The following is an 8,551-nucleotide window of genomic DNA, read 5'->3' as shown; positions in this document are numbered from 1 at the left end:
GGTGAGGCCCTCGTCGGTATGGACCTGGACGTAGGTCAGGTTCCGCCAGGGTGTTCCGACGACGTGTGTGCTGATTCCCGTGATGCGCACGGCGGTTGCTCCCGGTGTCGCTCGTATCGATGGGTTCGTTCAGGGTTGTTCGGGTTGCGTGTCGTTCGATATTTCGTCATGCGTTCGAAATGTTGGCGTGACCGTAATCAGCCACTCGGTGAGTGTCAATGGTCTGGGCGGGAGCATTGCCCGGTGAACGGAGTCGCGGTTAGCCTGTGTTCGTCATACCGGCCAGTGGCCGGAATATCGAACAGATGAGGGTGGGTGGACGGTCATGGGGCGCCTCGTACCGGCGGTGACCAGAGCATTCGACATTCTGGAGCTCTTCCTTCACGGCGACGGAACGCTCTCCGCCCCCGAGATCACCCGCAAGCTCCGGCTGCCCCGGACGACCACACACGAGCTGCTCACCACGCTGACGGCCCGGGCCTACCTGGCGACCGTCCCGGATCAGCCGGGCCGCTACCGCCTCGGTGTCCGCACGTACCAGCTCGGCAGCCGCTACGCCGAACAGCTCGACCTCGCCGCCGAGGGGCAGGCGGTGGCCCGTGAGGTCGCCGAGACCTGCGACGAGACCGTCCATGTCGCGATCCTGGAGGACACGGACGTCATCTACATCGCGAAGGTGGACTCCACCCACGCCGTCCGCATGGTCTCCGCCGCCGGACGCCGGCTCCCCGCGCACTGCACCTCCGTCGGCAAGATGTTGTTGGCCGCACTCCCGGAGGCGGAGCTCGACGCCCGCCTCGCGGACCGCGAGCTGGTCTCCATGACCCCGAACAGCATCACCGATCCGGAGGCCCTGCGCACCGCCCTGGCCGAGATCCGGACGCGGGGCACCGCCACCGAGCACCGCGAGTCCAACCCGGACGTCAGCTGTGTCGCCGCGCCCGTACGGGACACCTCCGGCCGGGTCGTGGCGGCCCTGTCCATCTCGGTCCCCGTGATCCGCTGGAGCGAGGAGCGGGAGGCCGAGCTGGCCGAACTCGCCGCCAAGGGCGCCGCCGACCTCTCGCTCCGCCTCGGCCACCGCGGCGCGCGATGAAGGCCGTCGACGAGAACGCGTCCGCGTCCGGGCCGGACCAGGGGCCCGAGATCGAGGTGGCGGTGCGCGAGTACGCCGAGCTCGGCGAAGGGCCCACCTGGGACCCGGCCGGCGCCCGGCTGATCTGGGTGGACATCCTCGGCTCCCGCCTGCACACGTACGAGCCGGACAGCGGCCGTCGCTCCGTCACCGCCGTCGGCGAGCACATCGGCGCCGCCAAGCCACGGGCCGGCGGCGGACTCGTGGCCAACCTCAGGGACGGCATCGGTCTGTACGACGCCGACGGCGCCTTCTCCTGGCTGCACCACGACCCCGTCCCGGGCCGGCGCGGCAACGACGCGGCCGTCGCACCCGACGGAAGCCTGTGGGCCGGCACCATGCGCTACGACGAGGCGCCCGGCGGCGGACATCTGATCCGGGTCGGGCCCGACGGCTCCGTCACCCCGCTGATCGACGAGGTGGCCGTGAGCAACGGCGTCGGCTGGAGCCCGGACGGCGCCGTCACGTACTACATCGACAGTCCCACCCGGCGGGTGGACATCCTCCGGGTCGAGGACGGACGCCTCGTCGAACGCCGGGAGTTCGTCACCGTCGAACCGGACGCCGGATTCCCCGACGGGCTGACCGTGGACGCGGAGGGCTGCGTGTGGGTCGCGCTGTGGGACGGCGGGCAGCTCCGCCGCTACACCCCGCGGGGCGACCTCGACCGGACCGTCCGGCTCCCCGTACGCCGCCCGACGGCCTGCGCCTTCGGCGGCCCGGAGCTGCGCGACCTGTACGTCACGACCGCCCGTACCGGTCTCGCGGCCCCGGATCCGCTCGCCGGCGCTCTGCTCGTCCTGCCGGACATCGGCCAGGGCCTGCCCTCCACCGCCTTCGCGGGCTGAACCGCCCGCGGCGCCTCCCGGCGTCGCGGGCCGACCGCCTGGACAGCTCGCTGAGCCGCCGCTTAGGGTCGGATCCAAAGCAACGGGCATCCGCCCGGTAAGCCGGGACCTGCCGCGGAGAACTGAAGTGGTCACCCTCGCCGATGTCGCCCGTCACGCCGGAGTGTCGGCCAGCACGGTCAGCTATGTCCTGAGCGGCAAGCGGTCCATCTCCGCCTCCACCCGGGAACGGATCCAGCGCAGCATCGACGAACTCGGCTACCGCCCGCACGCCGGCGCCCGGGCGCTCGCCAGCAGCCGGACCAACATCCTGGCGCTGATGATGCCCCTGCGCACCGACCTCCACCTGCCGGTGATGCTGGAGATCGCCATGGCCGTGACCACCACGGCCCGTGCACACGGCTACGACGTCCTCCTCCTCACCGGGGAGGAGGGCCCCGAAGCCGTACGCCGTGTCGAGGGCAGCGCCATCGCCGACGCGATGATCGTGATGGACGTCGGCCTCGACGATCCGAGGCTCGCCCAGCTGAAGCGGGCCGAACGGCCGGCCGTCCTCATCGGTCTGCCGGGCGACACCGCCGGACTCGACTGTGTGGACCTGGACTTCGAGGCCGCCGGCGCGCGATGCGTCGACCACCTCGCGGACATGGGACACACGCAGATCGCGGTGCTCGGCGAGCCGCCCGCGGTCTACGCGCGGGGCACCGGCTTCGCCGAGCGCACCGTCACCGGACTGCGCGCCGCCGCGCGCGAGCGGGACACGGGCCTGCTGCACCGACCCGTCGAGGGGACCTACGCCGCCGTCTCGGCCACACTCGGCCGGATCTTCGAGGAGCGCCCCACCACCAGCGCCCTCGTCGTCCAGAACGAGGCCGCCGTCGAACCCCTGCTCGCCGTACTGCGCCAGCAGGGACGCGCCGTACCCGAGGACGTCTCCGTCGTCGCCATCTGCCCCGACCAGGTGGCCCTCCACGCGTCGGTCCCGCTGACCGCCGTCGGCGTCCCCGCCCAGGAGATGGGGCGACTCGCGGTCGAACGGCTCGTCGCCCGCCTCGGCGGACAGGCGCCCTCCGGGCCGCTGCTGATCGCACCCGAACTGACCGTCCGCGAGAGTTCCGGGAGCCGGCGTGGTCACGGCGGCCGATGACCCAGCGACCGAGTTCCAGGCCTTCTTCGAGCGCCACTACGCCGAACTCGCCCGCCTCGCCCATCTCCTGACGGGGGAGCGGGAGGGCGCCGACGACCTCGCGGCGGACGCCATGGTCGCGCTCTGGCACCGCTGGGACAGGGTCCGCGGCGCGGACCACCCGGCCGCCTACGCCCGCGGCGTCGTCGCCAACCTCGTCCGCAGCCGGATCCGCGGCACCGTACGGGAACGCCGCCGCGTCGCGCTGTTCTGGGACCGGCGCTCCGAGTGGACGCGCGAACCCGACGTCACCGTCGTCGTCGACGTCCAGTCCGCCCTGCGGGCGCTGCCGTTCCGTAAACGCGCCTGTGTGGTTCTGCGCCATGCCTTCGACCTCTCCGAACGCGACACCGCCCTCGCCCTGGGGATCTCGGTCGGCACGGTCAAGAGCCAGACCTCCAAGGGTATGGCGGAGCTCCAGCGCCTGCTCGGCACCGAGGCCGCCACCGAACTCGTCGGAGGAAAGAGCTGATGGACGAAGCCCAGGTGCGCCGGCGGCTGCGCGAAGCGGCCGACTCCCACCAGCCCGACCGCGCCCGCATGCTGGCCCGCGTGGAGCGTGGTCTCCTGACGCCGCCCCCGCGACGGACGGTGAGCGCACCACGGCGCCCGCGCGCCCTGTGGGTGTCGGCGGTCGCCGTCGCGGCGGCCGTCGCCGGCGTCCTCTCCCTCGGCGGCCTGGCCGCGACCACCCTGCACCGGGATTCCGGCCAGGTCGCCACGATGCCCGCCCCGCACCCGCCTCTCCGAGCCGTCGGTTCGATCGACCCCGGCAGTAACCGCTGGTGGGCGCAGAACAACGTCACACTGACCGCGCACACCCCGCTGACCGAGCTCACCGTCGAACTGCGGATCGCCCGCACCGCCGGCGTCGCGAGCACCGGCCACTGGCGCACCCGGCCCGCCGAGGACTTCACCGTCTCCGTCCACGAGGAGGCGACGCACCTCGTCTACACGTGGGTGCTCAAGCCGGGCCGCACGGTCCCGCCGGGCAGCCATGTCTTCGCCGGCCAGTACAACCACGCGGAGGGCGCCCGCGACAGCGGAACCGACACGTACACCGTCACCGTCGTCGACGCCTTCCGCGAACAGCGGAGTGTACGGGGCGACTTCAGGCACTCCCAGGGATAGGCCCTCGGGGCGGCCGGCGTCGGCGCAGGCGGCCATCCCGGAGGAAGAACCAGCTCAGGACCTCCGCACCCGGCCTTGACCGATGGGACCGCGGCGACGTAATTTCGAACGCACCGACTCGCGAACTGTTGGAAGGAGGCGAAGTCGGATGTCGACCTTCTCCGACCTGCATCGCCTCGCCCACCAGGCCGCCTGGGTTCCGGGTCGTGTAGCGCACGGCTGCTGAGCAGCCGCCTTTTTCCGGAGTGCCCACTTTTTGCGGCCCCGGCCTCTTTTGATTTCTGTCACCGTCTGCTGCACGTCGTTGCGTGCTGGTTCGCGCAGTCGGGTTCTCGAGCTGCGCCACCGAATACAGAAGGCTCCTGAAATGGCGATGAAGGTAATCAGATCGACCGCGCACCGAAATGGGGAAGTGTCATGGTAGCGGCGCGGATCACGGTCAACGGGAAAGAAACACCGATTTCACCGGCCGCCCCCCACACCACGGCGCTGGACTTTCTGCGCGAGCGCGGCCTCACCGGCACCAAGGAGGGCTGCGCCGAGGGTGAATGCGGCGCCTGTTCGGTCCTGGTGGCCCGTCCCGGGACGGACAAGCCCACCGACTGGGTGGCGGTCAACGCCTGCCTGGTCCCGGTCGCGGCGCTCGACGGTCAGGAGATCGTCACCTCCGAGGGTCTCGCCACCGCCGGCGCACCCGGCACACCGCCCACGCTGCACCCGGTGCAGGAGGAGATGGCGGTCCGCGGCGGCTCCCAATGCGGTTACTGCACACCGGGGTTCGTGTGCAGCATGGCCGCCGAGTACTACCGGCCCGACCGCTGTGCGCACGCGGACCCGGCCGACGACACCGACCCCGAGCACGGTCCGAACGGTTTCGATCTGCACGCGCTGAGCGGAAATCTCTGCCGCTGCACCGGTTATCGCCCGATTCGCGATGCCGCGTTCGCCGTCGGCGCGCCCACCGAGGACGACCCCCTGGCGCGGCGTCGCGAACAGTCCCCGCCCGAACCGGTCGCCACCGCGTACACCCAGGACGACAGTGCGTTCCTGCGGCCCGGCACCCTGGCCGAAACGCTGCGGCTGCTGCGCGAGCGGCCCGACGCGGTGGTGGTCGCCGGCTCCACCGACTGGGGCGTGGAGGTGAACATCCGCTCCCGCCGGGCGAGTTGCGTGGTCGCCATCGACCGACTGCCCGAACTGCGGGAGCTGCGTGTCGCACCCGACCACATCGAGATCGGGGCGGCACTGACGCTCACCGAGATCGAACGCCGCCTCGACGGCAGCGTCCCGCTGCTGGCGGAGCTGTTCCCGCGGTTCGCCTCCCGCCTCATCCGCAACAGTGCGACCCTCGGCGGCAACCTGGGTACCGGCTCCCCCATCGGGGACAGCCCGCCGGTGCTGCTCGCGCTGGAGGCATCCGTGGTACTCGCCGACGCCGACGGTGAGCGCGAGGTCCCGCTGGCGGACTACTTCACCGGCTACCGGCAGAGCGTGCGCCGCCCCGGCGAACTGATCCGCGCGGTGCGCGTCCCACTGCCGCTGTCGCCGGTGACGGCCTTCCACAAGATCGCCAAGCGGCGCTTCGACGACATCTCCAGCGTCGCGGTAGCTTTCGCGCTCGACATCGAGAACGGGATCGTCCGCAAGGCGCGCATCGGCCTGGGCGGCGTGGCCGCCACGCCGATCCGCGCCCTCGCCGTCGAGGCGGCCCTGGAGGGCGAGCCGTGGTCGGCGGAGACCGTCGAGGCCGCGGCGCAGGTGCTGCGAGCCCAGGGCACGCCGATGAACGATCACCGCGCCAGCGCCGGCTATCGCTCCGCGATGCTCGGCCAGAGCCTGCGGAAGCTGTACGCGCGAACCACCGAGGCGGTGTCGTCATGAGTCAGTTGTCCGAGCGTCCCGAAAAGCCCGTCGTCGGCGTTTCGATGCCGCACGAGAGCGCCCACCTGCACGTCACCGGGACCGCGCTCTACACCGACGACCTGGTCCCACGCACCAAGGACGTCCTGCACGCCTACCCGGTCCAGGTCATGAAGGCGCACGGAAGGATCACCGCGCTGCGCACCGAGCCCGCGCTCGCCGTGCCCGGTGTGGTCCGCGTGCTGACCGGTGCCGACGTGCCCGGCGTCAACGACGCCGGAATGAAGCACGACGAACCCCTCTTCCCCGACGAGGTCATGTTCCACGGCCACGCGGTGGCCTGGGTGCTCGGCGAGACCCTGGAGGCGGCCCGGCTCGGTGCGGCGGCCGTCGAGGTGGAACTCGACGAGCTGCCCTCCGTCATCACGCTGCGGGACGCGATCGCGGCGGACAGCTTCCACGGCGCCCGGCCCGTGATGCTGACCGGCGACGTCGACGCCGGCTTCGCCGACTCCACGCACGTGTTCACCGGCGAGTTCCACTTCTCCGACCAGGAACACTTCTACCTCGAGACGCACGCGGCCCTGGCCCATGTCGACGAGGCGGAGCAGGTGTTCGTCCAGAGCAGCACCCAGCATCCTTCGGAGACCCAGGAGATCGTCGCGCACGTCCTCGGCCTGCACAGCCACGAGGTGACCGTGCAGTGCCTGAGGATGGGCGGCGGCTTCGGCGGCAAGGAGATGCAGCCGCACGGCTTCGCGGCCGTCGCCGCGCTCGGCGCCAAGCTGACCGGCCGGCCGGTCCGGCTGCGGCTCAACCGGACCCAGGATCTGACGATGTCCGGTAAGCGGCACGGGTTCCACGCCACGTGGAAGATCGGCTTCGACGCCGACGGCCGCATCCAGGCCCTGGACGCCACCTTGACCGCGGACGGCGGCTGGAGCCTGGATCTGTCCGAGCCGGTGGTGGCCCGCGCGCTGTGCCACATCGACAACACCTACTGGATCCCCCACGCCCGCGTCGCCGGTCGCGTCGCCAAGACCAACAAGGTCTCCAACACCGCCTTCCGCGGCTTCGGAGGACCGCAGGGCATGCTGGTGATCGAGGACATCATGGGCCGGTGCGCGCCGCTGCTCGGCCTCGATCCGATGGAGCTGCGGGAGCGCAACTTCTACCGGCGGGGCCACTCGACGCCGTACGGACAGCCGGTCCTTCAGCCCGAACGGATCTCCGCCGTCTGGCAGCAGGTGAAGGACGACGCCGGCCTCGACGATCGCCGGCGCGAGATCGCGGCCTTCAACGCCGCGCACCCGCACACCAAGCGGGCGCTCGCGCTCACCGGCATCAAGTTCGGCATCTCGTTCAACCTCACCGCCTTCAACCAGGGCGGCGCGCTGGTGCTGATCTACAAGGACGGCTCGGTCCTGATCAACCACGGCGGCACCGAGATGGGCCAGGGCCTGCACACCAAGATGCTCCAGGTGGCCGCGACCACGCTGGGCATCCCGCCGCACAAGGTGCGGCTGGCCCCGACGCGCACCGACAAGGTGCCCAACACCTCCGCCACCGCCGCCAGTGCCGGCGCGGATCTCAACGGCGCCGCGGTGAAGAACGCCTGCGAGCAGCTGCGCGAGAGGCTGCTGCAGGTGGCCGCCACGCAGCTGGGTGCGAACGCCTCGGACGTGCGCATCGTCGAGGGCGTCGCGCGCGTGCTCGGCGACGACAAGGAGCTGGCCTGGGACGACCTGGTCCGCACCGCGTACTTCCAGCGTGTCCAGCTGTCGGCGGCCGGTTTCTACCGGACCGAGGGGCTGCACTGGGACGCGAAGTCCTTCCGGGGCTCGCCGTTCAAATACTTCTCCCACGGCGCCGCCGCGACCGAGGTGGAGGTGGACGGCTTCACCGGCGCGTACCGCATCCGACGGGTCGACATCGTGCACGACGTGGGCGACAGCCTGTCCCCGATGATCGACATCGGTCAGGTCGAGGGCGGTTTCGTGCAGGGCGCGGGCTGGCTGACCCTTGAGGACATGCGCTGGGACAACGGTGACGGGCCGAACCGCGGCCGGCTGCTGACCCAGGCGGCCAGTACCTACAAGCTGCCGAGCTTCTCGGAGATGCCCGAGGAGTTCCACGTCACGCTGCTCGAGAACGCCACCGAAGAGGGCGCGGTGTACGGGTCCAAGGCGGTGGGTGAGCCTCCCCTGATGCTGGCGTTCTCGGTACGGGAGGCGCTGCGGCAGGCCGCCGCGGCGTTCGGGCCCGCCGGAGTCAGCGTCGAACTCGCCTCCCCCGCGACACCCGAGGCGGTGTACTGGGCGATCGAAGCGGCCCGCGGCGGAGACGGCGGCGGGCTCCCCACCACCGCGAGCGCTCTGAGCCATGCCTGAC

Annotated in this window: 7 protein-coding genes; all 7 read left to right on the top strand. The window is 71.3% G+C overall.

What is annotated here, in order from left to right:
* Positions 1 to 325: 325 nt before the first annotated feature.
* The 7 genes from ABZY12_RS24955 (at position 326) to xdhB (ending at position 8,550) form a co-directional block, all read left to right on the top strand.
* Entirely contained in the window at positions 326 to 1,096 is a 771-nt protein-coding gene (locus ABZY12_RS24955) for an IclR family transcriptional regulator (RefSeq protein WP_356893949.1), read from the top strand.
* The gene (locus ABZY12_RS24950) at positions 1,093 to 1,983 is read left to right on the top strand and encodes an SMP-30/gluconolactonase/LRE family protein (protein ID WP_356893947.1); all 891 of its coding nucleotides are present in this window, start codon (positions 1,093 to 1,095) and stop codon (positions 1,981 to 1,983) included. Before ABZY12_RS24955 ends, ABZY12_RS24950 begins: the two co-directional genes overlap by 4 nt.
* 127 nt (positions 1,984 to 2,110) lie before the next feature.
* Positions 2,111 to 3,130, top strand: a complete 1,020-nt coding sequence (locus tag ABZY12_RS24945) for a LacI family DNA-binding transcriptional regulator (RefSeq protein WP_356893945.1) — start codon at positions 2,111 to 2,113, stop codon at positions 3,128 to 3,130.
* Positions 3,111 to 3,641: a SigE family RNA polymerase sigma factor gene (locus tag ABZY12_RS24940; protein ID WP_356893943.1), complete on the top strand. Its 531-nt coding sequence runs from the start codon at positions 3,111 to 3,113 to the stop codon at positions 3,639 to 3,641. The genes ABZY12_RS24945 and ABZY12_RS24940 overlap by 20 nt, the downstream gene beginning before the upstream one ends.
* A complete protein-coding gene (locus tag ABZY12_RS24935) occupies positions 3,641 to 4,300 on the top strand; it encodes a hypothetical protein (protein ID WP_356893941.1) in 660 nt (219 codons plus the stop codon). The genes ABZY12_RS24940 and ABZY12_RS24935 overlap by 1 nt, the downstream gene beginning before the upstream one ends.
* 417 nt (positions 4,301 to 4,717) lie before the next feature.
* Positions 4,718 to 6,181: an FAD binding domain-containing protein gene (locus ABZY12_RS24930; RefSeq protein WP_356893939.1), complete on the top strand. Its 1,464-nt coding sequence runs from the start codon at positions 4,718 to 4,720 to the stop codon at positions 6,179 to 6,181.
* A complete protein-coding gene (gene xdhB, locus ABZY12_RS24925) occupies positions 6,178 to 8,550 on the top strand; it encodes a xanthine dehydrogenase molybdopterin binding subunit (RefSeq protein ID WP_356893937.1) in 2,373 nt (790 codons plus the stop codon). The genes ABZY12_RS24930 and xdhB overlap by 4 nt, the downstream gene beginning before the upstream one ends.
* Position 8,551 lies beyond the last annotated feature (1 nt).

This window comes from Streptomyces sp. NPDC006551 (genome assembly GCF_040611675.1).
Classification (GTDB): Bacteria; Actinomycetota; Actinomycetes; order Streptomycetales; family Streptomycetaceae; genus Streptomyces.
Note: the sequence above shows the minus strand (reverse complement) of the source record. Positions and strands in the feature narration are given on the sequence as shown.